Origin of the sequence: Streptomyces sp. NPDC127084 (assembly GCF_042724175.1) — a bacterium.
In the GTDB taxonomy this organism is placed as follows: Bacteria; Actinomycetota; Actinomycetes; order Streptomycetales; family Streptomycetaceae; genus Streptomyces.
The window spans coordinates 42,456-65,608 of record NZ_JBHXFA010000004.1 but is presented as its reverse complement, the minus strand read 5'-3'; the positions used below and the strand labels follow the sequence as shown (position 1 = coordinate 65,608).

At 70.8% G+C, this 23,153-nt stretch carries 20 protein-coding genes; 6 read left to right on the top strand and 14 right to left on the bottom strand.

The window, feature by feature from the left end:
• Positions 1-323 precede the first annotated feature (323 nt).
• Positions 324-986: a bifunctional DNA primase/polymerase gene (locus ACFWI9_RS02170; protein WP_387158452.1), complete on the top strand. Its 663-nt coding sequence runs from the start codon at positions 324-326 to the stop codon at positions 984-986.
• Positions 987-1,120: 134 nt separating this feature from the next.
• Here the strand turns inward: ACFWI9_RS02170 and ACFWI9_RS02165 are convergent, their stop codons facing one another.
• The 4 genes from ACFWI9_RS02165 to ACFWI9_RS02150 all read right to left on the bottom strand — a co-directional run bounded on the left by ACFWI9_RS02165 (position 1,121) and on the right by ACFWI9_RS02150 (position 4,368).
• Entirely contained in the window at positions 1,121-1,630 is a 510-nt protein-coding gene (locus ACFWI9_RS02165) for a hypothetical protein (protein ID WP_387158398.1), read from the bottom strand.
• Between the two features lie 72 nt (positions 1,631-1,702).
• Positions 1,703-2,299 carry a hypothetical protein gene (locus ACFWI9_RS02160; protein WP_387158397.1) on the bottom strand — a complete coding sequence of 199 codons (597 nt, stop codon included), beginning with the start codon at positions 2,297-2,299 and terminating at the stop codon, positions 1,703-1,705.
• A gap of 101 nt (positions 2,300-2,400) precedes the next feature.
• Entirely contained in the window at positions 2,401-3,591 is a 1,191-nt protein-coding gene (locus ACFWI9_RS02155; protein WP_387158396.1) for an RCC1 domain-containing protein, read from the bottom strand.
• A 267-nt stretch (positions 3,592-3,858) separates the two neighbouring features.
• Positions 3,859-4,368 carry a hypothetical protein gene (locus tag ACFWI9_RS02150; RefSeq protein WP_387158394.1) on the bottom strand — a complete coding sequence of 170 codons (510 nt, stop codon included), beginning with the start codon at positions 4,366-4,368 and terminating at the stop codon, positions 3,859-3,861.
• 275 nt (positions 4,369-4,643) lie between these two features.
• On the opposite strand from ACFWI9_RS02150, the gene ACFWI9_RS02145 reads away from it, so the two are divergent.
• The 3 genes from ACFWI9_RS02145 to ACFWI9_RS02135 all read left to right on the top strand — a co-directional run bounded on the left by ACFWI9_RS02145 (position 4,644) and on the right by ACFWI9_RS02135 (position 8,083).
• On the top strand, positions 4,644-5,489 hold the full coding sequence (locus ACFWI9_RS02145) for an ABC transporter ATP-binding protein (RefSeq protein WP_387158393.1): 846 nt from the start codon (positions 4,644-4,646) through the stop codon (positions 5,487-5,489).
• Positions 5,486-7,159 carry a transporter gene (locus ACFWI9_RS02140; RefSeq protein WP_387158391.1) on the top strand — a complete coding sequence of 558 codons (1,674 nt, stop codon included), beginning with the start codon at positions 5,486-5,488 and terminating at the stop codon, positions 7,157-7,159. Before ACFWI9_RS02145 ends, ACFWI9_RS02140 begins: the two co-directional genes overlap by 4 nt.
• Positions 7,160-7,648: 489 nt before the next feature.
• The gene (locus ACFWI9_RS02135) at positions 7,649-8,083 is read left to right on the top strand and encodes a subtilase-type protease inhibitor (RefSeq protein ID WP_387158390.1); all 435 of its coding nucleotides are present in this window, start codon (positions 7,649-7,651) and stop codon (positions 8,081-8,083) included.
• A 121-nt stretch (positions 8,084-8,204) separates the two neighbouring features.
• Here ACFWI9_RS02135 and ACFWI9_RS02130 read toward each other — a convergent pair whose 3' ends face one another.
• Entirely contained in the window at positions 8,205-9,074 is an 870-nt protein-coding gene (locus ACFWI9_RS02130; RefSeq protein WP_387158388.1) for an alpha/beta fold hydrolase, read from the bottom strand.
• 512 nt (positions 9,075-9,586) lie between these two features.
• On the bottom strand, positions 9,587-10,279 hold the full coding sequence (locus ACFWI9_RS02125) for a metal-dependent transcriptional regulator (protein ID WP_387158387.1): 693 nt from the start codon (positions 10,277-10,279) through the stop codon (positions 9,587-9,589).
• A gap of 183 nt (positions 10,280-10,462) precedes the next feature.
• On the opposite strand from ACFWI9_RS02125, the gene ACFWI9_RS02120 reads away from it, so the two are divergent.
• On the top strand, positions 10,463-11,215 hold the full coding sequence (locus tag ACFWI9_RS02120) for an SIS domain-containing protein (RefSeq protein ID WP_387158385.1): 753 nt from the start codon (positions 10,463-10,465) through the stop codon (positions 11,213-11,215).
• Positions 11,216-11,524: 309 nt separating this feature from the next.
• Here the strand turns inward: ACFWI9_RS02120 and ACFWI9_RS02115 are convergent, their stop codons facing one another.
• Both ACFWI9_RS02115 and pdxH read right to left on the bottom strand, forming a co-directional pair.
• Entirely contained in the window at positions 11,525-12,961 is a 1,437-nt protein-coding gene (locus ACFWI9_RS02115; protein WP_387158383.1) for a PAS domain-containing protein, read from the bottom strand.
• Between the two features lie 509 nt (positions 12,962-13,470).
• The gene (gene pdxH, locus ACFWI9_RS02110) at positions 13,471-14,145 is read right to left on the bottom strand and encodes a pyridoxamine 5'-phosphate oxidase (protein WP_387158380.1); all 675 of its coding nucleotides are present in this window, start codon (positions 14,143-14,145) and stop codon (positions 13,471-13,473) included.
• 239 nt (positions 14,146-14,384) lie between these two features.
• On the opposite strand from pdxH, the gene ACFWI9_RS02105 reads away from it, so the two are divergent.
• A complete protein-coding gene (locus ACFWI9_RS02105) occupies positions 14,385-15,485 on the top strand; it encodes a citrate synthase 2 (protein WP_387158379.1) in 1,101 nt (366 codons plus the stop codon).
• A gap of 16 nt (positions 15,486-15,501) precedes the next feature.
• Here ACFWI9_RS02105 and ACFWI9_RS02100 read toward each other — a convergent pair whose 3' ends face one another.
• The 6 genes from ACFWI9_RS02100 to ACFWI9_RS02075 form a co-directional block, all read right to left on the bottom strand.
• Positions 15,502-16,584 (bottom strand): isopenicillin N synthase family dioxygenase, encoded by a 1,083-nt coding sequence (locus tag ACFWI9_RS02100; RefSeq protein ID WP_387158377.1) that lies wholly within the window; start codon positions 16,582-16,584, stop codon positions 15,502-15,504.
• Between the two features lie 502 nt (positions 16,585-17,086).
• On the bottom strand, positions 17,087-17,665 hold the full coding sequence (locus ACFWI9_RS02095; protein ID WP_387158375.1) for a TetR/AcrR family transcriptional regulator: 579 nt from the start codon (positions 17,663-17,665) through the stop codon (positions 17,087-17,089).
• The gene (locus ACFWI9_RS02090) at positions 17,653-18,390 is read right to left on the bottom strand and encodes an enoyl-CoA hydratase family protein (protein ID WP_387158374.1); all 738 of its coding nucleotides are present in this window, start codon (positions 18,388-18,390) and stop codon (positions 17,653-17,655) included. The genes ACFWI9_RS02095 and ACFWI9_RS02090 overlap by 13 nt, the downstream gene beginning before the upstream one ends.
• Positions 18,387-19,991: a 4-coumarate--CoA ligase family protein gene (locus ACFWI9_RS02085; protein ID WP_387158372.1), complete on the bottom strand. Its 1,605-nt coding sequence runs from the start codon at positions 19,989-19,991 to the stop codon at positions 18,387-18,389. Before ACFWI9_RS02085 ends, ACFWI9_RS02090 begins: the two co-directional genes overlap by 4 nt.
• A gap of 67 nt (positions 19,992-20,058) precedes the next feature.
• On the bottom strand, positions 20,059-21,228 hold the full coding sequence (locus tag ACFWI9_RS02080; protein ID WP_387158370.1) for an acyl-CoA dehydrogenase family protein: 1,170 nt from the start codon (positions 21,226-21,228) through the stop codon (positions 20,059-20,061).
• On the bottom strand, positions 21,225-23,150 hold the full coding sequence (locus ACFWI9_RS02075; RefSeq protein ID WP_387158450.1) for an acetyl/propionyl/methylcrotonyl-CoA carboxylase subunit alpha: 1,926 nt from the start codon (positions 23,148-23,150) through the stop codon (positions 21,225-21,227). The genes ACFWI9_RS02080 and ACFWI9_RS02075 overlap by 4 nt, the downstream gene beginning before the upstream one ends.
• Between the last annotated feature and the right edge of the window lie 3 nt (positions 23,151-23,153).

Genomic DNA, 23,153 nt, shown 5'->3' with positions numbered 1-23,153 from the left:
GCTTCCCGGCGCCAATCCGGAGAATGCCGATGAGCTCGGACGATTACGGGTGAATGCCGCTACAGCACAAGGGGTTACCCCTCCACCGGGCCCGGTCCGCACGCGCGCCCCCACCCGTGCTTCCGTGCGCCCCAATCGCAGGATCGATGCGCCGTGCTCCCGGCCACGCGCGCCCGTAACCGGTACCTGCAGCGGGAGTTGACCCGATCGTGAACAAGACTGAGAAGACCAGGGCCGAGAAGTCCGGCGAGATCGCCGCAGAGATCACCGACGCGTCGACCGGGCGATCCGCCCCCGACCCGGTCCCCGGGCCGGGGGCCCGGCTGATCCCCCAGCAGCGTGGTGAGCAACTGCTGGACTGTGCCGTGCGGTACGCGGACGAGCGGCACTGGGACGTGTTCCCCGGCACCTGGCTCCGGATCGTCGACGGCATAGCGCACTGCTCCTGCCAGACGCCCTCCTGCGCCGCGCCCGGGGCGCACCCGTCCCGGCCGGACTGGGCGGACCAGGCGACCGGCAGCGCCGCGTCCGTACGCCTGGCGTGGGGGCGGCAGCCCAGGGCGTCGATCCTGCTGCCCACGGGGCGGACCTTCGACGCGCTGGACGTCCCGGAGTCGGCCGGCTTCCTGGCACTGGCCCGGATGGAGCGGATGGGCATCACGCTCGGCCCGGTGACCTGCACGCCGGACCGGCGGATGGTCTTCTTCGTGCTGCCCGGTACCGCGGCCAGGGTTCCAGGGGCGGTGCGGGCCCTGGGCTGGGCGCCGGACTCCATCGATCTGGTGGCGCACGGCGAGGGCCACTACATCGCGGCCCCACCGACCAGGATCGGGGGCCGGGGCGCAGTGCAGTGGGTGAGGCGCCCGACCGTCGCCAACCGCTGGCTCCCGGACGCCGAGGAACTGCTCAGCGCGCTGGCCTACGCGTGCGGGAGGGAGCCGCGGACGGACGGGCCCGCCGCGCCTGAATCGTGCGCGGCATCGTGATCACGGCTCGGCGAGGCCCGACCGCTACGCGGCCGGGCCTACGGCCACGGCGCAACCCCGGCCCAGCCACCGCCGCGCTGCGCGACTCCCCGCGTTGGACGGCACGAGGGAAGCCACGCCGCCCATGCCGACGCCTATCGCGCCGCTGAGAGGACCACCTCCTGAGGACGGCGGGGCGCGGGGACGCGCAGTGCCGCCAGGCGTGCTGTGGTGAGCAGGGACAGGGACGCGATGACGAGCGGCGGGTAGCGGTGTTCCCGCCACCAGATGAGGGGAAGGCCGACCGCGGGGACGCGGAGTCGGCCGAAACCGAGGACCTGGGACAGCGGGACGGGCGTGGAGTCCGGCCGCCGGTTGGCGTCGCCCGCGGTGATGATGCGGTTGTCGGGCAGGATCTTGCGGACTCGGTGGGACAGCAGCCGGGAGGGGCTGGCGGGGTCCCGGACGAGCACGACCTGCCCGCGCAGGGGCGCACGGCCGCGGAGCGGCTGGTAGAGCACGACGTCGCCGCGCAGAATGCGCGGACGCATTGACTCACTCACCACCAGGGTCGGCCGCCAGTCGAGCAGGAGCGGGGGCAGGTGCGCCCAGATGAGCAGCCCGGAGGCCGCGGCAAGCGCGGTGCGTGCCGCGGCCGATGTCATGAGCCTGATCCACAAGCCGGACCGAGCCCCGCCCGGAGGGTCGCCTTCGACCCGCCTTGACGGTGTGGCCATCTACGTCGTCTGGGCTTCCCAGTTGAAGCTCACGTTGGGCGTGCTGCCGCCCTGGGTGGTGTCGGGTGCCGAGGCACTGAACGTCCAGGAGATGCGGTAGCTGATGGTCTGCGGCGGGCTGCCCGACACCGCCCACGGACCCACACCGTTGGCGTAGTTCGTGCGGTTGGTGAGGAAGTCGTCCAGGGTGCCGGTGTAGTCGGACGAACCGCTGGGGGTGAACCCGGAACAGCTGCTGAAGGTGCCGCCGGTCCCGTCCTCGACCGTGATGGTGATGTACGGGCTGATGTCGTTCGCCGGTACGGCCGCATGGGAGCTGTAGAGCTTGATGCTGGACGGGAGGGTGGACGTGGACGTGATGGCGATGCAACGCGACCCGGACTGGCCAGGCGTCAAGTTGGTGACCTGGAACATCGGCGTGCCACCGCTGTCGTTGGTCAGGTTCACGGAACCCGCGTTCCAGTGGTTTCCGGAGTTGCTCGTCACCCCGGCGAAGGCCGCGTGCGAGGCCCGCCAGACCATTCCACCGCTGAGCGCGAGCCCCAGCGGCACGGGCAGGGCATAGGCCACCATCTTGGCCCAGGGAAGGCGTCTCACACTTTCGCGCAGTCCATGCATGTCTCCATGATTCCCATCCCGGGCGTATGCGCGCGGTGTGCAGGAGGAGAATCACCGCAGAACACCCGAAGGGACCACAGTCATACGATCAAAAGCACACTGGAGGCTGTGGGGCCGGACGCGATCGGCCGACCCGTGACCCCTGGCAACTGGGTAGGGGTGTTGCGGTTGATGTTGTTGCCGAGTCCGAGCTGACCGGAGGCGTTGTTACCCCAGCACCAGACGGCCTGTGCGGCGCCTACGGCGCAGGTGTGGGTGGCGCCCCCTGTCACGGTCGCCCAGGTGGTGGCGGTGCCGACCTGGACGGGCGACGACCGGTTGGTGTTGTCCCCCAGCCCCAGTTGGCCCGACGCGTTGTTACCCCAGCACCACAGCGTGCCGTTGTTCCGGATGGCGCAGGTGTGCGCGGAGCCCGCCGTCACGGCCACCCAGGTGTTGACGGTGCCCACCTGGACGGGCGACAAACGGTTGGTCGTATCACCCAGCCCGAGCTGACCCGATGTGTTGCTACCCCAGCACCACAACGTACGGTCCTTGCGGATGGCGCAGGTGTGCGCGGAGCCCGCCGCCGGGAGCACCCAGGTGTTGGCGGTACCGACCTGGGCAGGCGATGTGCGGTTGGTGGTGTCACCCAGCCCCAGCTGGCCGAAGGCATTGCTCCCCCAGCACCACAGCGTGCGCTGCCGGCGTACCGCACAGGTGTGCTCGGCGCCCGCCGCCGGGGACACCCAGCCGTTGTCGTTGCCGACCTGGACGGGCGACGTGCGGTTGGTGGTATCAGCCAGCCCCAGCTGACCGGCGTTGTTCCTGCCCCAGCAGCGCAGTGTCCCGTTGCTCCAGGTGGCGCATGTGTGGTTCTCACCGGCAATGACGCGGGCCCAGGAGGTGGCCGTGCCGACCTGGGCGTAGGTGGTGGTGTCCGTGGTGTTGCCCAGGCCGAGCTGCCCGTAGACGTTGGACCCCGAACACCACAGGGTGCCCGTGCTCTGACGCGCGCAGGTGTGGCTTCTTCCCACGGCGATACGGGTCCAGGTCGTCGTCGTACCGACCTGTGTGGGGCTCCGGCGCTCCAACCTGTCCCCCAGCCCGAGCTGTCCGCCGGTGTTGTCGCCCCACGCGAACAGCCTGCCGACTCCGAAATTGTCCACCACGGTCCAACTCCCCGTCGTCGCGGTGACGGCGGAGAAGACGGCAACGGCCGTGGGGACCGACAGCAGTCCCGCCACAGCCCCGGAGACGACCAGCGCCACGACGGCGGACCTGCGCCACACCGCAGGCCGGCACCCTGTTCTGTTGATCAATCGCACAGCGCCAACACCTATCGGCGCGGTGGGCAGCGGACGCGCACCGGCGCGACCCGGACACGGGCCTTCACCCGAATGACCCCATCGCGGGATTCCGAAACCCTGTGATCCGCAAGACGTTTCGAAGGACCGGATGAACCGGCCGAAGCCGCGTGCGCCGCGGACTCGACCGCCGTCGTGCCCGAGCACCCGGGCCGGTGGTGGCCCGGGCGCTTCGGTCCGGTTCGGTCCCGGTCAGCGGATCAGGTGCACGCTGACCACGCTCTCGGTCTCACTGGTGCTGATGGATTGGACATAGCCGCGGGCGGTGAGGTAGCTCCCGGTGCCCCCTGTGATCGCCAGAGTGATGTCGGAGGCTGGAGCGCCCAGGGGGAACACTCCCTGGATGGTGATCTGGCCCTCAGCCAGCGTGAAGGTGACCTGGCACTGGAAGGCGGCGGGCTGATCGGCCTCGACACGGGTCACCGTGCAGACCTGGTCGAACTGCCCCACTGCGGCGTCGTCCTGAAGCACATTGCCGGTGGCGACGAGCTCATCCCCTTGGCTGCTCCCGGTGGGGTCCACATCGATGAAGTTGCTCGCGGTCGTCACCAGCGCCAACTCGAAGGTCTCACTCTTGCCGTGCGGCGTCCAGGGATGGATCGTGTCGGGGCTCGGCGCGGCGGCCGACGCCACGGAAGCACAGCAGAGAGCGGCGGCCAGGCCGGTGGCCGCGCTCAGACCAAGACCTGTGAAGTGGCGCATGACGCGTCTCCTGGAGGCAGGCGGGCATGTGGCCCTGTGCCACCCGGGGTACCCGCTTCCCGGTCAGCATCCGATGGGCCCCCCACCTCAGCCACCCCGGGCATCCATCCAGGTGAGGTGCCGCGGGTGCCGGTGACCCGTACCGGACGGAATCCCCAGGCGGTCGGTGCGCCCCGCTCAGTGCGGAGTTTCCACGCTCTACGCGCCGCTTTCGGCGCCTCTTAGGGTGGTCACCGCAGGCACCAGCACAATCAGCACCAGCCAAGGGGGACACGATGCCGGACCAGGCATCAGCACACGACGGGGCCGCCGCGTCGGCGCGCAGCACGCCGGACACGGCCGCGGCGCCGCCGCCTGCCGTACGGGTCGAGGGGCTTTGGAAGCGGTTCGGTGAGCAGATCGCGGTGGCGGGGATCGATCTGACCCTGCCCGCAGGCCGGTTCATCGGCCTGGTCGGACCGAACGGCGCGGGCAAGACCACCACCCTGTCGATGGTGACCGGGCTGCTCCGCCCCGACCAGGGGCGCATCGAGGTCGCGGGCCATGACGTCTGGCGCGATCCGGTCGAGGTGAAGGCCAGGATCGGGGTGCTGCCCGAGGGGCTGCGGTTGTTCGAGCGGCTGTCGGGCCGCGAACTGCTCGCCTACACCGGGCGGCTGCGCGGCCTGCCGGGCGACGAAGTGGACCGGCGCGCGGCGCAGTTGCTCGAAGTGCTGGACCTGGCGGGGTCGCAGCACAAGCTGGTGGTCGACTACTCGACCGGTATGCGTAAGAAGATCGGCCTGGCCGCGGCTCTGCTGCACAACCCGCAGGTGCTGTTCCTGGACGAGCCCTTCGAGGGCGTGGACCCTGTGTCGGCGCAGACGATCCGCGGGGTACTGGAGCGGTACACGGCGTCCGGGGCGACCGTGGTCTTCTCCAGCCATGTCATGGAGCTGGTGGAGTCGCTGTGCGACTGGGTCGCGGTGATGGCGGGCGGCCGAATCCGGGCGCAGGGCACGCTGGACGAAGTGCGGGGCTCGGCACCTTCGCTCCAGAACGCCTTCCTGGAACTGGTCGGCGCGCACGGGCGCGACGCGGGGCAGACGCTGGACTGGCTGGGCGGCGGCGAGGCGCGATGACAGCCTCGGTGTTCGACGCGCCGACCCCGGCGCCCGCTCCCCGCCCCGTCACCGGCGGTGCTTCGGTCCCCGAACCCGGGTCGCTGACCCCGGTCTTCGTACGGCTGAAACTGACTCTGCTCGCCAATGGACTGCGGCAGTCGTCAGGCCGCAAGGCGGCCTTCGTCTCGTCCGCCGTCCTGACGCTGCTTCTCGCGGCCGGTCAGCTCGCCGGGTTGGTCCTGCTGCGCGGCAACCCGCACGCAGGATCGCTGGTGGTGCTGCTCGTCGGAGTGCTCGCGCTCGGCTGGATGTTCATGCCGCTGTTCGTCCCGAGCGGCGACGAGACGCTCGACCCGACCCGGCTGGTGATGCTGCCGCTGCACCCGGCTCCGCTGGTGCGGGCGCTGCTGGTCGCCTCACTGGTGGGAATCGGACCGCTGTTCACGCTGTGCCTGGTGCTGGGCGGTGCCCTGGCGCTGGCGCACGGGGCGGTAGCGGTGCTGGTGGCGATGGTCGCCGTACCGCTGTCGCTGCTGGTGTGCGTGGCGTTGGCGCGGGCGGTCGCCACGGCGAACACCCGGCTGCTCAGCTCCCGCAAGGGACGCGACCTCGCGGTGCTGAGCGGTCTGGTGATCGCGGTCGGTATCCAGTTGGTCAACTTCGGCGTCCAGCGGCTCAGCGCACCGGGCGGTCTCACGACGCTCGACCCGGCCGCGGCGGTGGTGCGCTGGACGCCGCCCGCGTCCGCGATCGGCGCGATCGAATCGGCGAGCGCTGGGGCGTACGGGGCGGCGCTCGGGCAGCTCGCGCTCTCCGCCGGTGCGCTCTTCGCGCTGCTCTACGCCTGGCAGCACAGCCTCACCAGGCTGATGACCGCCCCCGACGGTTCCACCCTCGCCGCGGCGACGGAGCCGGGCCGCCGCGGCAAGGACACGCCGTCCGGGGCTGGGTGGCGGCTGCTGCCGGGCGGGCGTACGGGCGCGGTCATGCAGCGGACGCTGCGCTACGGCTGGCGTGATCCGAAGACCAAGGCGGCATGGATCACGTCTCTGACCCTCGGCCTGATCGTGCCGCTCTTCAACGCTCTCCAGGGCACGGGCTCGATCTACTTCGCCTGTTTCGCCTCAAGCATGCTGGGCCTGCACATGTACAACCAGTTCGGGCAGGACTCGTCCGGGTTCTGGATGGTCGCGCAGACCATCTCGACGCCCCGGGAGGCGTACCTCGAACTGCGGGCCCGGGCGCTGGCGACGCTTGTGATCACGCTCCCGTACACGGTCCTGGTCACGGTCGCGACAGCCGCGGTGCTCGACGACTGGCAGGCGCTGCCCGAGGCGCTGGGGCTAGCGCTGGCGCTGCTGGGCGCGATGACGGGGACCGGCGCGTGGGCGTCCGCGCGATACCCGTACTCGATTCCGCATGAGGGGCACCGGAACGTCGCCCCGGGGCAGGCGGGTCTCGCCTGTGCCTCCATCTTCGGCGGAATGCTGGGCTCCGCGCTGCTGTGCGCTCCCGTGATCGCTCTCACGATCTGGATGAATGTGGCCGACGCGGGGAAGCCGCTGTGGCTCGTGCTGCCGCTGGGGCTTGTATACGGCGCGGTGATGACATGGGGCGGGCTGCGGCTTGCCGGTCCGCGGACGGCGGAGCGGCTGCCCGAGATCCTGACGGCGGTCAGCAAAGGCTGAGTCGGACGGGCGTGAACTGCCGCCTGCGCGGCACTGTGTGAAGGATTCATCAGCCATCTGTCCACGGGCGGGCTCGCGTTCACGCGAGTCCGCCCGTTTGCGTGTAAGGGGCCGCTGACACCGCAGCAGCGAACAGCCGCGAACGTCCGGGTTCCCCGGACGCGGCACCGGCACACTGGACACGTGTAGAACGAGTCTTCGACCGACACTTTCCAGTCGAACGGGTCTGCGGATGGTTAATCCGCCAACCGGCGTCTCCTTCCTCAATCCCCAGGTCAGACGGCGTCTTTCAAGGCGATCGACTGGTTCAGTCCAGATACCGGACAGGAGTTCACACTGCCCGCGCACCCCTTCCGAGCTGCCCGAACGACCATTCGGTTGAGTAAGTAGATCGTATGCGGCTGGAAACGGGTCATGGATGTGCGATCACTGAGCGCATCAGCAAGACTCCCGACCGCAATCACCGCTCAAGCGAAAGGGAATTCACCAATGCGTTACACAGCCACCGCAATCGGAGCCACGCTCTCCACCGCCGCCCTCCTGTTGACGGCCGGCGCCACCGCCAACGCGGCCCCCGCGTCGCCGGAATCGCTCTACGCCCCCTCGGCCCTGGTCCTCGCCGTCGGCCACGGGGACGACGCCGCGACCGCCGGCGTCGATCGCGCGGTGACCCTGAGCTGCGCGCCCACCCCGAGCGGCAGCCACCCTGACTCCACCGCCGCCTGTAGTGAACTGATGGCTGTGGACGGTCAGTTCGGCCTGATCGGCAGCACTCCCACCACTCCCTGCACCCGCCAGTGGGACCCGATCACGGTCACCGCGGCCGGTGTCTGGCAGGGCCAGCGGGTGAGCTGGACGACCACGTACGGCAACGCCTGCGAGATGCGGGCGCGACTGGCCGACAGCGCGGTCTTCTCGTTCTGACGGCCCGAACGTGCCGCTACGCCGGGGCAGCCGCGGCGGCCGGGGCACGCCGGGTCATACGACGACCCGGCAACGCCCCGGCAGGCACAGCCGAGACGGGATCGGCCCTACGAGGACGGGCTTACGGCCGCGCCGCCGGCACACCGTCCAGGAACGGCTCGATCGCGGCACGCCAGGCGGCCGGCTGGTCGTAGTGCACGAGATGGCCGGCGTCCGTCACCTCGGCGTACTGCCCGCGCGGGAGCACCCGCACCATCTCCTGCGCCTCCGCCCGCCCCAACTCCCCGTCAAGTCCCCGCACCACCAGGGTCGGGCACCGCACCTCAGCCAGGGAGTCCCAATGCGCGTCATGCACCCAGGTCTCACGGGAGGCCAGCATGTGGCGACGGGAGAACACAGGTCGCCAGCCGTCCGGACCCTCGGCCATCACCTCGGCGAAGAACTCACCGCGACCGGGACTGGGGCGCTCCACCCACGGGTCGTCCGAGCCGAACCATCTGCGCACGTCGGCGAGGGTCGCGAAGGGGACGGGCCAGGTGCGGAACCAGTCCTCCCACTCGCGCTGCGAGGCCGCGCCCAGCGCGGAGGCCCGCATATCGCAGATGACCAGCGCCTGCACCAGGTCCGGCCGCTCGGCGGCCAACTGCCAAGCCGTAAGCGCACCCATGGAGTGCCCGATGAGCGTCACCGGTGCGAGCCCCAACTGCTCGACCGCGGCGGCTGCGTCGTGGACATACGCCTCGCGGGTGAACAACTCGTCAGCGGGCTTCTCGCTGCGGCCGTGCCCGCGCTGGTCGAGCGCCACGGCGCGGTGGCGCCCGGCGAGCCAGCGGGCCGTGGCGGCCCAGTGCGAGGCGCGGCCCATCAGCCCGTGCAGCAGTAAGGCTCCCGGCACGCGGTCCGTCTCGCTCCGGCCTTTGGGCGGGTCGGCGAACTCCCACGCGGCGAGGCGCAGTCCACCCGCTCCGGTCACGTCGATACGCCGCACCATGGTTGGCACCCCCTTGGATCCCCCACGGGTCTTCGAATGATGTCGAATGATGCGAGAGACTATCGAACTTCTATTCGAAAACACGGCTTCCGCGCCCAAGACCCCTCGTTCGAGTGACCGCACTCAAGGATTGACGCTCTTCGAGGCGGGGAGATCTTCAACGGGAGGCGGGCCGCTCGGGGAAAACGGTCCGAGGGGATTGACCCTGGGAGCTCGGGGCTCCGGGTCAGCACAGGGGAGGACAGGCCCCGGCGCCCTTCGGCGCCGGGGTCCTTTGCACCCGGGGACGACAAGTACCGGCGCGGCACGCGGACGTACGTCATCTGCCCACCCCCAGTCATATGCCTCAGCTACAGCCACAGCGTGGCACGCGAATCGCCCGGCCGCTGCCGTTCCGGCCGGAATGCGCCCGCAAGAGGCTTACCCAGGAAGGTCGTGAGAGGTCCGAAGGGTGGAGGCGAGGGCAGGACGAGAAGCTCGGAGCGAGCGATGGGCGGGAGGCTGCCGGCGGCTCAGCGCTTCGCCACGAACACGTGCGAGGCCACATCCGCTTCCAGCTCCGCCGCCTCACCGCCGCTGCCCACCAGAACTCCGCCCGCGGACTCCGTCACACTCACCACCGAACCCGGCTGCACACCGGCTCGGCGCAGTGTGTACATCAACTGGGCGTCGGTCTGGATCGGCTCACCGATCCGCCGGACCACGACCGTCTTGCCCTCCGTGCCCGCGTCCAGCTCGGCGAGGCTCACCATGGAGTCGTCCAGGAACGGATCGGCCTCCGTCTTCTCCCCCAGCTCCTCAAGGCCCGGGATCGGGTTTCCGTACGGAGACTCGGTCGGGTGGCGCAGCAGCTCCAGCACGCGCCGCTCGACCGCCTCGCTCATGACGTGCTCCCAGCGGCAGGCCTCGGCATGGACCTGCTCCCATTCCAGGCCGATCACATCGACCAGCAGGCACTCGGCCAGCCGGTGCTTGCGCATCACACGCGTGGCGAGCCGCCGGCCCTCGTCGGTCAGCTCCAGATGCCGGTCTCCGGCGACCGTCACCAGACCGTCGCGCTCCATCCGGGCCACGGTCTGGCTGACCGTCGGGCCGCTCTGGTCCAGTCTCTCGGCGATCCGGGCGCGCATGGGGACCACGCCTTCCTCTTCAAGCTCGAGGATGGTGCGGAGGTACATCTCCGTGGTGTCGATCAGTCCGGACATACGTGCCCCTCGATGCTGTGGAAAAGAATCGTGCGATGGCCCTGACCCAATTCTGACGCATGCCGCTGTCAACCGGGCCCACCCGGGTGAAGACCGTATTGACAGAGCAATGGTCCAGACCTCACCGTGATCCGCGAGACAACGGAAGACGACCGGGAACACGACGAGTAAGGGGCCACCGTCATGGGCGACACCACCCCCGCCGAGCAGTTCCTCGACGCCGCGATCGGTCTGCTGGGCCGAGTCCGCGAGGAGGAGGCGGCCCAGGTGGCAGCCGCGGGCGCCGCCATCGCCGACACCGTCTCGGCGGGCGGCCGGCTCTTCGCCTTCGGCGCCGGCCACTCCTCACTCGCCGCCCAGGACGTGGTCTACCGCGCGGGCGGCCTCGCCCTGATGAACCTGCTGACGGTGCCGGGCACAGTCGGTATCGACGTCAGACCCGCGACGCTCGGCTCCGCGCTGGAGCGGGTGGAGGGGCTAGCGGGTGCCGTCCTGGAATCCAGCCCGGCACGGCCGGGCGATCTGCTGGTCGTCATCTCGCTCTCGGGCCGTAACGCCCTCCCAGTGGAGATGGCGATGAGGGCCCGGGACCTGGGGCTCACGGTGATCGGCGTGACCTCGGTGGCGTACGTGACGGGGACCAGCCCTCGACATGCCTCGGGCAGCCACCTCAGAGACCACTGCGACGTCGTCCTCGACTCCAAGATCGCGGTCGGCGACGCGGAACTGACGGCGGACGGCATCGGAGCGCCGTTCGCCCCCGCGTCGACGGTCGTCACCAGCGCGCTGATGCAGGCGGTGATGGCGTCGGCGGCGGCGGAGCTGGCCGCGCGGGGTGTCGAGCCGCCGCTGCTGCGGTCGGGGAACGTGGACGGGGGGCGCGAGTGGAACGCCCGCGTGATGGCGGAGCACGCGGACCGCATCTTCTACGCGTAACCGCTCCGCGGGGTTCGGGGGGCGCGGTGGACCCCACCCCGGGCGGTGGACCCGAGTGTCCGTCCTCAAACGCCGGACCGGCTTGCATTACCAGGGCCGCGGCACCCGACGGGCAGAGGCGCGGTGGACCCCACCCCGGGCGGTGGACCCGAGTGTCCGTCCTCAAACGCCGGACCGGCTTGGGTTACCAGGGCCGCGGCACCCGACGGGCAGAGGCGCGGTGGGCCCGCGTGTCCGTCCTCAAACGCCGGACGGGCTTGGGTTGCCGGGCACGCCGCCAAAGTGTCCGTGCTCGAATGCCGGACGGGCCTAAGTTGCCGTCGCGAGGTCGATCGCGGTGGCTACGCGGGTTGCGACGCTCTCCGCGTAGACCTCGTCCGCACGCTCGAACGGCGGACGGTTCACCGCGCGCAGGAACGTCAGGACACCGAGATTGCGGCCACGGCTGCGCAGCACCGTGCACAGGGCGTGCACCGCGTCCGGCGGCCAATGGCGGTCCGTGGCCCAGTTCTGGGCGTGGGCGTTCGGGCTGGCGCTCGCCTGGACCGGGCCGAGCCGGTCCAACGCCTGGAGGGCCGGATGCCCTGGGGCGTACCGCACCGGCAGACCCGTCCCCACGATCCGCGCGACCGGGCCCGGTGCGCCGGAGGGTGTCGCGGCGGCGCGTACCAGCCGCCCGCCCGCCACCACGTCGAACATCGCATGGTCCGCGAAGCCCGCCAAGGCGAAGTCCACCTGGGCCGTGGCCGCCTCCATCGGATCCTCGCACTCGGCGGCGGCGCGCGCCGCGCGGTGCAGTTGGCTGTACCGGAAGCGCAGCCGGTCCGCCTGCTGCTCCTTGAGCTTGTCCTCGGTCACGTCCTGGAACAGCCAGCCCGCTCCGAGCGGCACCGGCTCTTCGGCGAGCGGCGAGGCCAGACGTACGAAGCCGCTGCGCCAGCAGCGCCTGGTACCCGGCGCTCCCGCACCCGCGGCGGCACCCGTACGCATGGTCAGCCACAGCTCGGCAGGAGCACTCGGCGCGCCCTCGGCGAGCACATGGTGCAGGGCGCCTTCGAGTTCCTCCACGCCCTGGACGATGAGCTCGCCGAGCGGCCGGCCGAGCGGGGCGATCCGTCCGCCGGAGCCGAGCATCCGTGCCGCTCGCCCGTTGACGACGGTCGGGCGCAGGTCCACGTCCACCAACACGACACCCCATGAGGAGTCATCGAACAGCGATTCGCTGAGCGCGATCGAACGTTCCAGATCGATCTGCGCGTGCGCCTCGCTGAACGCGAAGTACACCCCGGCGGGCTCGCCGTCGGCCCCGCGCACCCCGGCCGACTGGGTCCGTACCAGCACCCGCCCGCCGTCCTTGCGCAGCAGCGCGAACTCGTGCACCTGCCGCCCCGGCGCGTGCATCGACGCCATCAGCCGCCCCTGCACCTCGTCGGCGTCGGCGGTACGGACCGCCCAGCCGTCGAATCCGCGGCGTCCGACGGCTTCAGCCGCCGACCACCCGAGGATGCGCTCGGCTTCACGGTTCCAGTGGGTGAGGACGCCTTCGGCGTCGAACGCGCACAGCGCCGCGTCCATGCCGTCCAGCAGCGCGGCGAGCAGCTCAGCCCCGGGCCCGCGCCCCGGTTCTTGCCCTGGTCCGTCCCGTCCGGGCCCGGACGGGGGCTCGGGACCGTCGGGCCCCGACCCATGAGGACCTGGCCCGTCGGGCCCCAGCGCACTGGTGGTCTCGCTCCTGGAAGCACTCATCCTGGCACCCCCTGCCGGACGTGTCCGCGCGTTTCCACGCGCGACCGTGCCGCTCCGCTCCGTCGGCGGCACCCCGGCTATTCAACTGGAACGTGACACACGACACATGAATTTCGGCGAAATCGATGTGCTGTGCAGTCGCTCCAAAAAAGGGGTTGAGCGCGGCGCCAGAGGTTCCTAATGTGGGCCGCACGTTGGAAAGGAGGTGGTTCGGAAGTGATTTCTTACCGGACAAGCGAGGTGGCTGCGGGCTGAAGCCCGTCGTCGCACTCTGTGCACCACGGCAGGCTTCCTGCCTAATCCAAGCAGTCACCGACCCGCGGGCTCGCCGGTACGTCCGGCCGGCCTCCTCTCCGGAGGAGACCAGAGCCCGCGGGTTTCTGCGTTGTCCGGTCAGCGGGTGGTCCGCCTGAGCTCGTACAGATCCCAAGACCTCCTGGCCCCAGGGGTCCCCCTCTTCGAAAGTCCACGCACCCTGACCCGTGCACTCCGCAGCCTTGGTCCCCGCCTCAGGGCGCCAGCCGCTCCACCCGCCAGCCCCGCCCCGAGGGCGACGCGGTGTCGCGTACGTACCGGAGCCGGTCGTGCAGCCGGTTCTCGTGCCCCTGCCAGAACTCAACCGTCTGCGGAACGACCCGGTAGCCGCCCCAGTCCGTCGGCACCGGCACCTGCTCGCCCTCGGGATAGCGGGCAGCCAGCTCCTGGTAGCGCCGCAGCAGCTCGGCGCGCGAGGAGACAACGGTGGACTGGGGGCTTGCCCAGGCGCCAAGCTGGGAGCCGTGCGGGCGGGTACGGAAGTACGCGGCGGTCTCGTCGCGGCCGACCCGGGCGGCGGTGCCGGTGACGATGATCTGGCGGGTGAGCGGATGCCAGGGGAAGAGCAGCGAGACCTGCGGATTGGCGTCGAGCTCGCGGGCCTTGCGGGAGCCGTAGTTCGTATAGAAGACAAACCCGCGCTCGTCGAAGTGCTTGAGCAGCACCGTGCGCGAGGAAGGGGAGCCGTCGGGGGTGGCCGTCGACAGGACCATGGCGTTCGGCTCGTGCAGATGGCCGGCCGCGGCGTCCTTGAACCAGCGGACGAACTGTTCCATCGGGTCCGCGGGCAGATCCGCCTCTTCGAATGGTGTCGAACGGTAGTACTCGCGCATGGCTGCGGGATCGAGAGCGTCGGTCACATGAGCCATCCTGCCGCAGCGCCACCGCTTACCCGGCACCGAGTGCCGGTAGGCCTGAGCGACCGGATCGGCCCACTGTGCCGGATGTCACCTTCCCCACGCCCGGTTGATCGATCAAAATCTTGTGGGGCCCTCCGTGGCCCCCTACGACGCGGTACGGGTGACCACCGGCCGCACGGGGCATGACCGGGGTGACCCTCCCGGGCCGAAGCTGAGCTTGACTCGCACACATCATGAGGAGCCGCCTGATGTCCGACTTCGTACCCGGACTCGAAGGAGTCATCGCGTTCGAAACGGAGATCGCCGAACCCGACAAGGAGGGCGGCGCACTCCGCTACCGAGGCGTGGACATCGAGGACCTCGTCGGCCATGTCTCGTTCGGGAACGTCTGGGGCCTGCTGGTCGACGGCGCGTTCAACCCCGGGCTGCCGGCCGCCGAGCCGTTCCCGATCCCGGTCCACTCCGGTGACATCCGGGTGGACGTCCAGTCGGCGATGGCCATGCTGGCGCCGGTGTGGGGCCTGCGGCCGCTGCTCGACATCGACGTGGAGCAGGCCCGCGACGACCTCGCCCGGGCCGCGGTGATGGCCCTGTCGTACGTGGCACAGAGTGCACGTGGCCAGGGGCTGCCGATGGTTCCGCAGCGCGAGATCGACAAGGCCGAGTCCGTGGTCGAGCGCTTCATGATCCGCTGGCGCGGTGAGCCGGACCCTAAGCACGTCAAGGCCGTGGACGCGTACTGGACGTCCGCCGCCGAGCACGGCATGAACGCCTCCACCTTCACCGCCCGCGTCATCGCCTCCACCGGCGCCGACGTGGCCGCGGCGCTCTCGGGTGCCGTCGGTGCCATGTCGGGCCCGCTGCACGGCGGCGCGCCCTCGCGTGTGCTCGGCATGATCGAGGAGATCGAGCGCACCGGTGACGCCGTGGCGTACGTCAAGAAGGCCCTGGACAAGGGCGAGCGCCTGATGGGCTTCGGCCACCGGGTCTACCGTGCGGAGGACCCGCGCGCCCGGGTGCTGCGCCGCACGGCCAAGGAGCTCGGCGCGCCGCGCTACGAGATCGCCGAAGCCCTGGAGAAGGCGGCCCTCGAGGAACTGCACAACCGCCGTCCGGACCGGGTCCTGGCGACGAACGTGGAGTTCTGGGCCGCGATCATGCTGGACTTCGCCGAGGTCCCGGCGCACATGTTCACGTCCATGTTCTCGTGCGCCCGTACGGCGGGCTGGTCGGCGCACATCCTGGAGCAGAAGCGCACCGGGCGACTGGTGCGACCCGCCGCCCGGTACGTCGGCCCCGGTTCGCGCGCCCCGCAGGACATCGAGGGCTACGCCGACATCGCCGGCTGACGTCCCCGTAGGGGAACTACGCCGCCCGCCCCACCAGGTCCGCGTGGTGGCGGGCGGCGACCAGCGGGTGCGCCCGCAGCTTGCCCTTGAGCTCGTTGCGCCCGTACTCGGCGAACAGCGGATTGGCCGGGTCCGCCGTGACACCGGGCGCGCCGGACGCGTACGGGAACGGCACGGGGGCGATCCGGGCATCCAGCCGCGGGTTGTAGAAGAACGGCACCGAATAGCGCTCGACGGCCCCGGGCGGGCTGACCACCCGGTGGTTGGTGGCGATCAGATAGCCGTTGGTGGCGACTTCCAGCAGCTCTCCGAGGTTCACGACGAACGCCCCCGGCATCGGCGGTACGTCATGGAACGCGCCGTCCTCCCGCTGCACCTGGAGCCCGCCGACCCGGTCCTGGTGCAGCAGGGTGAGGAAGCCGTAGTCCTTGTGGGCACCCACGCCCTGGTCGGCCCCGTCACCGGAGCTGCCCGGGTAGCGCACCAGCTTGAGGTGCGGATGGGCATGGTCGCCGAAGATGTCGTCGTAGAAGTCCGGCGGGGCGCCGATCGAGGCGAGCAGCTCGTGCAGCAGCTTGTCCGCGACCGCGCTGAGCCGGTCGACCCACCCGAGCGCGGCGGTCCGCAGCTCCGGCAGCGCGCCGGGCCACTGGTTGGGCCCCTCCAGCCACCAGTACGCGGGCTCGCCGGGCGCCGGGATGTGCGCGGGGCGCTCGGCGCCGATGTCGAGCTGGTCGCGCCAGTCGCGGCTGCCGCCGGTGCGCTCGTCGCCGATGCGGGTGTAGCCGCGGAAGTGCGGCGAGTTGACGTTGTCGATGGCCAGCCGGTCGGCCACGGGGAGTGCGAAGAAGGCGCGCATGGCGTCGGTCAGCGCATCGGTCTCGGCCTGGGTCACCCCGTGTCCGACGAGCTGGAAGAAGCCGACGTCATGGGCCGCGCGGTGCAGCTTGGCGTGCAGCGCGGCGCGCGCCTCGGGGCCGCGGTCGGCCGCGGAGAGGTCGATGACCGGGAGCTGGGTGTAGTCGGCCGACCGCTGCGAGGCCTGCGACGCGCTCTGCGAAACCTGCGAGCTCTGCGAGTGGATCAAAGAGAGAGACATGGATGCGTCCGCTGTGGTGTGTTCCGGCCACGGTCCCGTGATGGCGGGTGACTCGTACGACCGGCGGCGCCTGGTTGGGGCGGGGCCGGAGGGCCGGAGGGGGTGGGGTGGGCTTGGCTCAGGCTGGGTTCAGAGGTAAGCCCGACAGCCCATGCTCGTGACGCGGAGGAAGTCCACGTGGCGGCGTCGTACGAGCGGAAGCATGAGAGAAGGATACGCCGTGCGCACGGTGAACGGCGGTGACGCAGGACACACCCGGCCGCCCGGGCCGGTCATACGCCCGGGGCCCGCGGATCCGGGGCCGACGGCCGAGGGCGATGCCGGGAAGCAGCGTGCCCGTCAGCGTCCGGGACACAGACGCACGTCCGGGGTCAGGGGCCCACGGGCCGGACCTCTTCACCGCACAACCTGGCCATGCCGTCCACGTCGGAGGTCGTCATCACGCCCCTGCCCGGCTGGTTCAGTGACCCCCGCGCCCCCCCTGGCCCGCAGCACCCGGCCCTCAGCCCAGCGCCTCCTCCAGCAGCGCGACCCACTGCCCCACCACCCGCTTGCGCCGCGCCTCGTCATCCGTCAGCAGGTTCGCCAGGCCCAGCCCGCGCGCCATGTCCAGCAGACCCTGCACCGTCTCCCGTACACCCGGGACGGACTCGTCCGCGCCCAGCAGTTCCACCGCCATCCGGTGGGTCTCGCGGCCGACGCGGGTCTCCAGCTCGGTGACGCGGTCGCGGAGCTGGTCCTCGTTGGATGCGGCGACCCACAGGTGGAGGGCGGCGCGGAAGAGGGGGCCGGTGTAGAGGTCGACCAGGGCGCCGACCACAGCCGGGCGGTCGGTGACCGGGAGTGCGCGCAGGGCGCTGGAGCGCTGCTCGGCCACGTATTCGACGGCTGCCGTGAAGAGGTCCTCCCGGGTGGGGAAGTGGTGTTGTGCCGCGCCCCGTGAGACCCCGGCCCGCTCGGCGACCACCGATACGGTGGAGCCTGCCCAGCCGCGTTCGGCGAGGCAGGCCACCGCGGCCTCCAGGAGCCGCTGCCGGGTGGCCCGGCTGCGGTCCTGCTTGGGGGAGGTCACAACACCCATGCGGGGTCCCGTCGTTCGAGGAAGGCCGTCATCCCCTCTCGCGCCTCCGCTGAGGCGAAGAGCGAAGCCGAGCGCTGGACCAGGTCCTCGGCGTCTCGGTCGAAGGTCTCCCGCACCCTAGCCGTGAGCAGCTGTTTCGTCGCGTCGAGGGCCACCGGGGAGGCCTTCCGGAAGCCGTCGAGGACGGGGGCGATGACCGCGTCACCATTGTCAGGGTCCACCGCGGTGAGCAGGCCCATCCGCGCCGCTTCGGCGGCGTCGAAGACCTCGCCGGTGAGGTAGTGGCGGGCCACGGCGCGCGGTTCCAGGCGGGGCAGCAGCGGCAGCGAGATCACCGCCGGGGCCACCCCGATCCGTACCTCCGTGAAGGCGAAGTCCGACGCCGCCGACGCGACCGCGATGTCGCAGGCGCCGATCAGGCCGAGACCGCCGGCCCGCGCCCGGCCCGACACCCGCGCCACCACCGGCTTGGGCAGCTCGATGATCTGCCGCAGCAGGGCGACGAAGGTGTACGGATTCGGCGGCTCCTTCAGGTCGGCGCCCGCGCTGAAGGTCGTACCGGTGTGGGTGAGGACCACGGCCCGTACGGACGGGTCCTTCCCGCAGGCCGCCAGGGCGTCGGCGAGCTCACTGACCAGCCGGGCCGACAGCGCGTTGCGGTTGGCCGGTGAGTCGAGGGTCAGCGTCGCTATTCCGCGCTCGGACGCCTTGGCGACCAGGGTCATGAAATGTTCTCCTTCGCTTGCTTCTCACGGTCGCTTTCCCGGGTGCGCAGCTCGCGCCGGAGGATCTTTCCGGACGCGGCCCGCGGTATCTCGCCCGTGAACTCGACACGGCGGATCTTCTTGTACGGGGAGACGCGCTCGGTGACGTAGGCGATGACGTCATCGGGGCTGAGGTCCTCGGCGGTGGGCTGGGGTACGACATACGCCTTCGGTATCTCGTTGCCGTCGCCGTCGTACACCCCGATCACGGCCGCGTCGGCGATGTCCTCATGGGTGAGGAGCAGCGCCTCCAGCTCGGCCGGGGCCACTTGGAAGCCCTTGTACTTGATGAGTTCCTTCACCCGGTCGACCACGAACAGCCAGCCGTCCTCGTCCACCCGTCCGATGTCCCCGGTGTGCACCCAGCCGTCCGCGTCGATCATCTCCGCCGTGGCGTCGGGGCGCCCGAGGTAGCCCTTCATCACCTGCGGGCCGCGGATCGCGATCTCGCCCTCCTCTCCGGGCGCGGCGTCGCGGTCCGGGTCGTCCAGGGACAGCAGCCGCATTTCGGTGTTGGGCAGCAGCTTGCCGACCGTGCCGGGCGGGGGTGCGGGGGCGTCCAGCGGTACGACGTGCGTGCCCGGCGACAGCTCGGTCATACCGTACGCCTGGCGTACGGGCGGCAGCCCGAGCCGGGCGGCGCAGGCCTGGGCGAGCTGGGCGTCGAGCGGGGCGGCGGCGCTGACGATGTACTCCAGCGACGACAGGTCGTACCGCACCACGGCCGGGTGCTTGGCGAGCGCCAGCACGATCGGCGGGGCGACGTACAGACCGTTGACGCGGTGCTTCTCGATCGCCGCGAGGAACTGGTCGAGGTCGAAGCGGGGCAGCACGATGACGGTGGCGCCGTGCTTGAGCGGGGCGTTCATCAGGGCGGTGAGGCCGTAGATGTGGAAGAACGGCAGAACGGCCAGTATCCGGTCGCCGGACTTCATCGGGATGAGCGGCTCGATCTGGACCAGGTTGGTGGCGATGGAGCGGTGGGTGAGCATGACGCCCTTGGGGACGCCGGTGGTGCCCGATGAATACGGGAGAACCGCGACGTCGTCGTCGGGGTCGATGGCGGTCTCCGGCTCGGACGCGGTGGAGCCGAGCATGCCGAGGATCGAGCGATGCCCGTCCGCCTGGTCGCAGACGAAGATCTCCTCGATGCCGCCGACGAGTTCGGCGGCTCTGCGGGCGGTCTCCAGCAGGGGTGAGACCGTGACGATCCAGCGGGCGGAGGAGTCGCGGAGCTGCTTGGCGAACTCCTCCGCCGTGGCGAGCGGATGCACGGTGGTGACGGCCGCGCCGGCCCGGGTGGCGGCGTAGAACACCACCGGGTAGGCGACCGTGTTGGGGCTGTGCAGGGCGAGTACGTCACCCTTGCGCACACCCGACTCGGCGAGTGCCGCGGCGATGCGCCGATGGAACGTGTCGAGCTGTGCGTAGCTGATCGTCATCTCGCCCGCGCCGTCGATCAGCGCGGGTGTGTCCCCGTACTCGGCCGCGCGGCCCAGAACGGCGTCATGGATGGGGAGAGAGACGACCGGGACGTTCGCGTACTCGCTGCTGAACACCATCACAGCCCCTTCGCTCGGCATCGACTCGGCGTTGAGTCGTGGCTCGTGGCCGCCAGAATGTCTCCTCTCAGTAGGACTTGGGGAGACCCAGGGACTGATGGGATATGTAGTTGAGGATCATTTCCCGGCTGACCGGGGCGATCCGTGCCACCCGTGACGCGGTGATCAGCCGGGCCAGGCCGTACTCGCGGGTGAGGCCGTTGCCGCCGAGGGTGTGCACGGCCTGGTCGACGGCCTTCACACAGGCCTCGCCCGCCGCGTACTTGGCCATGTTCGCCGCCTCGCCCGCGCCCACGTCATCGCCCGCGTCATACAGCGCCGCCGCCTTCTGCATCATCAGCCGGGCCAGTTCCAGCTCGATGTGCGCGGTGGCGAGCGGGTGGGCGATGGCCTGGTGGGCGCCGATGGGGGCCTTCCACACCTGGCGCTCCTTGGCGTAGTCGATCGCCCGCGCGAGCGCGTATCGGCCCATGCCGATGGCGAAGGCGGCGGTCATGATCCGCTCCGGGTTGAGTCCGGCGAAGAGCTGGAGCAGTCCGGCGTCCTCTTCCCCCACCAGTGCGTCATGCGGCAGCGCGACATCGTCGAGTACGAGCTCGAACTGCTTCTCGTGCGACTCCAGTTGCATGTCGATCTGGGAGCGGCTGAAGCCTGGCGCGTCCCTCGGGACGATGAACAGGCAGGCCTTGAGCTTGCCGGTACGGGCGTCCTCGGTGCGGCCGACGATCAGGGTCGCGTCGGCGATGTCCACACCCGACACGAACACCTTGCGGCCGGTGAGCACCCAGCCGTCATCGGTGCGCCGCGCGGTGGTGGTGATCCGGTGCGAGTTCGACCCGGCGTCGGGCTCGGTGATGCCGAAGGCCATGGTGCGGCTGCCGTCGGCGAGCCCCGGCAGCCAGGCGCGCTTCTGCTCCTCGGTGCCGAAGCGGGAGATGACCGTGCCGCAGATGGCGGGCGAGACCACCATCATCAGCAGCGGGCAGCCGGCGGCGCCCAACTCCTCCAGCACGATGGACAGCTCGCCCATCCCACTGCCGCCGCCGCCGTACTCGACGGGCAGGTTGACGCCGAGGTAGCCCAGCTTGGCGGCCTCGGCCCACAGGGCGTCACGGTCGTGGTCGGCGGCGTGGGACGATCCATAGCGTCGGCCCAGCGCGGACACGGCGGCGCGCAGCGCGGTCTGCTCTTCGCTCTCGATGACGCTGTTCACGTGTCGACTCTTGCTCGTGCTCATGAGGTCTGGTCCTCCTGTACGACGGCGAGAAGGGCGCCGACCTCGACCTGGAGGCCGGGTACGGCGTGTAGCGCGGTGAGCGTGCCGGTGGCGGGAGCGGAGATCCTGTGCTCCATCTTCATCGCCTCCAGCCAGACGAGCGGCTGCCCGGCGGTGACCCGCGTGCCGGCGGTGAGGCCATCGGCGACACGGACGACGGTGCCGGGCATGGGCGCCAGCAGCGAGCCGGGCGCAAGCTGGGCGGTGGGGTCGGGGAAGCGGGGTGCTTCCGTGAGGGTGTACGCCCCGGTCGGGGTGTCCACGTGGATCCGGTCGGCCCCGTACCGGCTGACCTTGAACTCGCTTCGCACGCCGTCGACTTCGAGGAACACGGAGCCGCCGGGCGCCGCGTCCAGGACGCGTACCCCGGGGAGGTCCACGGCTTCGGTGCCGGTGCGGGTGGTGCGGTAGCGGGCCTCGTACTCGGTGCCGTCCGCTGTCAGATAGCGCTTGGTGCCCGGCTGGGACGGCAGGTTGCGCCAGCCGCCGACGCGGGCGGTGACACCGGCTACCGCGTCGCGGCGGCGGGCCGCGGCGTCGGCCAGGGCGGCGGCGAGCGCGGCGATCTCCGTACCGCCGCTGGTCGCCGTCAGCTCGGGTAGCCGCCGGTCGTAGAAGCCGGTGTCCATCCCGGCCTCGCGGAACTCCGGGTGCCGCAATGATCGTACGAGCAGCTCCCGGTTGGTGACCGGGCCGTGCACCCTGGCCCGTTCCAGTGCCCCGGCCAGCTTGCGTACGGCCTCGGCGCGGGTCGGGGCCCAGGCGACGACCTTGGCGAGCATGGCGTCGTAGTGGACGCCGATGGTGTCGCCGTCCGTGAATCCGGTGTCCAGGCGCAGGCCCGGGCCTGTGGGCAACGAGAGCCGGTGCAGAGTGCCGGTCTGCGGGGACCAGGCGCGCGACGGATCCTCGGCGTAGAGGCGGGCCTCGATGGCGTGGCCGTGCGGGGTGGGCGGCTCGGCGGCGGGGAGGGGCTCGCCTTCGGCGACCCGGATCTGCAGGGCGACCAGATCGACCCCGAACACCTCCTCGGTCACGGGGTGTTCGACCTGAAGGCGGGTGTTCATCTCCAGGAAGTGCGCGGCGCCGTCCGCGATCAGGAACTCGACGGTGCCCGCGCCCCGGTAGTCCGTCGCACGGGAGGCACGGACGGCCATCTCGGCGAGTGCGGCGCGCAGTTCGGCATCGAGACCGGGGGCGGGGGCCTCCTCGATCACCTTCTGGTGGCGGCGCTGGAGGGAGCAGTCACGGGTGCCGAGGGCCCAGACGGTGCCGTGGGCGTCGGCGAGGATCTGCACCTCGACATGGCGGCCGTTCTCGACATACGGCTCGACGAACACCTCGCCGTCACCGAACGCACTGAGCGCCTCCGCCTGCGCTGCCTCCAACTCTCCTTTCAATTCTTCCAGTTCGCGGACGATGCGCATTCCTCGTCCGCCACCGCCCGCCGCCGCTTTCACGAGCACGGGCAGCTCGGCCTCGGTGATCGCGTCCTCGGCGAGCGGTGCGATGCCCATGAGCTGCTTGGCCCGGGTCTTGGACGCCATGGCCTCGATGGCCTCCGGCGGCGGGCCGATCCACACCAGTCCGGCGTCGATGACGGCACGGGCGAAGTCGGCGTTCTCGGAAAGGAAGCCATAGCCGGGGTGCACGGCGTCCGCCCCGGCTGCGAGGGCCGCCTTCACGATCAGGTCGCCGCGCAGATACGTCTCCGCCGGGGCCGCCCCGGGCAGCCGTACGGCCGCGTCGGCGTCCCGTACGTGCAGGGCGCCGGCGTCCGCGTCGGAGTACACGGCGACCGTGGCTATGCCCAGCTCACGGCAGGTGCGGAAGACACGGCAGGCGATCTCACCGCGGTTGGCGACGAGCAGCTTCTCAATCATCAT

Bases quoted from the DNA above. Each gene is read 5' to 3' on its own strand.
- ACFWI9_RS02165 (WP_387158398.1), bottom strand. From the start codon at position 1,630: ATGACATCGGCCGCGGCACGCACCGCGCTTGCCGCGGCCTCCGGGCTG.
- ACFWI9_RS02150 (WP_387158394.1), bottom strand. From the start codon at position 4,368: ATGCGCCACTTCACAGGTCTTGGTCTGAGCGCGGCCACCGGCCTGGCC.
- ACFWI9_RS02145 (WP_387158393.1), top strand. From the start codon at position 4,644: ATGCCGGACCAGGCATCAGCACACGACGGGGCCGCCGCGTCGGCGCGC.
- ACFWI9_RS02140 (WP_387158391.1), top strand. From the start codon at position 5,486: ATGACAGCCTCGGTGTTCGACGCGCCGACCCCGGCGCCCGCTCCCCGC.
- ACFWI9_RS02135 (WP_387158390.1), top strand. From the start codon at position 7,649: ATGCGTTACACAGCCACCGCAATCGGAGCCACGCTCTCCACCGCCGCC.
- ACFWI9_RS02130 (WP_387158388.1), bottom strand. From the start codon at position 9,074: ATGGTGCGGCGTATCGACGTGACCGGAGCGGGTGGACTGCGCCTCGCC.
- ACFWI9_RS02125 (WP_387158387.1), bottom strand. From the start codon at position 10,279: ATGTCCGGACTGATCGACACCACGGAGATGTACCTCCGCACCATCCTC.
- ACFWI9_RS02120 (WP_387158385.1), top strand. From the start codon at position 10,463: ATGGGCGACACCACCCCCGCCGAGCAGTTCCTCGACGCCGCGATCGGT.
- ACFWI9_RS02115 (WP_387158383.1), bottom strand. From the start codon at position 12,961: ATGAGTGCTTCCAGGAGCGAGACCACCAGTGCGCTGGGGCCCGACGGG.
- pdxH (WP_387158380.1), bottom strand. From the start codon at position 14,145: ATGGCTCATGTGACCGACGCTCTCGATCCCGCAGCCATGCGCGAGTAC.
- ACFWI9_RS02105 (WP_387158379.1), top strand. From the start codon at position 14,385: ATGTCCGACTTCGTACCCGGACTCGAAGGAGTCATCGCGTTCGAAACG.
- ACFWI9_RS02100 (WP_387158377.1), bottom strand. From the start codon at position 16,584: ATGTCTCTCTCTTTGATCCACTCGCAGAGCTCGCAGGTTTCGCAGAGC.
- ACFWI9_RS02095 (WP_387158375.1), bottom strand. From the start codon at position 17,665: ATGGGTGTTGTGACCTCCCCCAAGCAGGACCGCAGCCGGGCCACCCGG.
- ACFWI9_RS02090 (WP_387158374.1), bottom strand. From the start codon at position 18,390: ATGACCCTGGTCGCCAAGGCGTCCGAGCGCGGAATAGCGACGCTGACC.
- ACFWI9_RS02085 (WP_387158372.1), bottom strand. From the start codon at position 19,991: ATGGTGTTCAGCAGCGAGTACGCGAACGTCCCGGTCGTCTCTCTCCCC.
- ACFWI9_RS02080 (WP_387158370.1), bottom strand. From the start codon at position 21,228: ATGAGCACGAGCAAGAGTCGACACGTGAACAGCGTCATCGAGAGCGAA.
- ACFWI9_RS02075 (WP_387158450.1), bottom strand. From the start codon at position 23,150: ATGATTGAGAAGCTGCTCGTCGCCAACCGCGGTGAGATCGCCTGCCGT.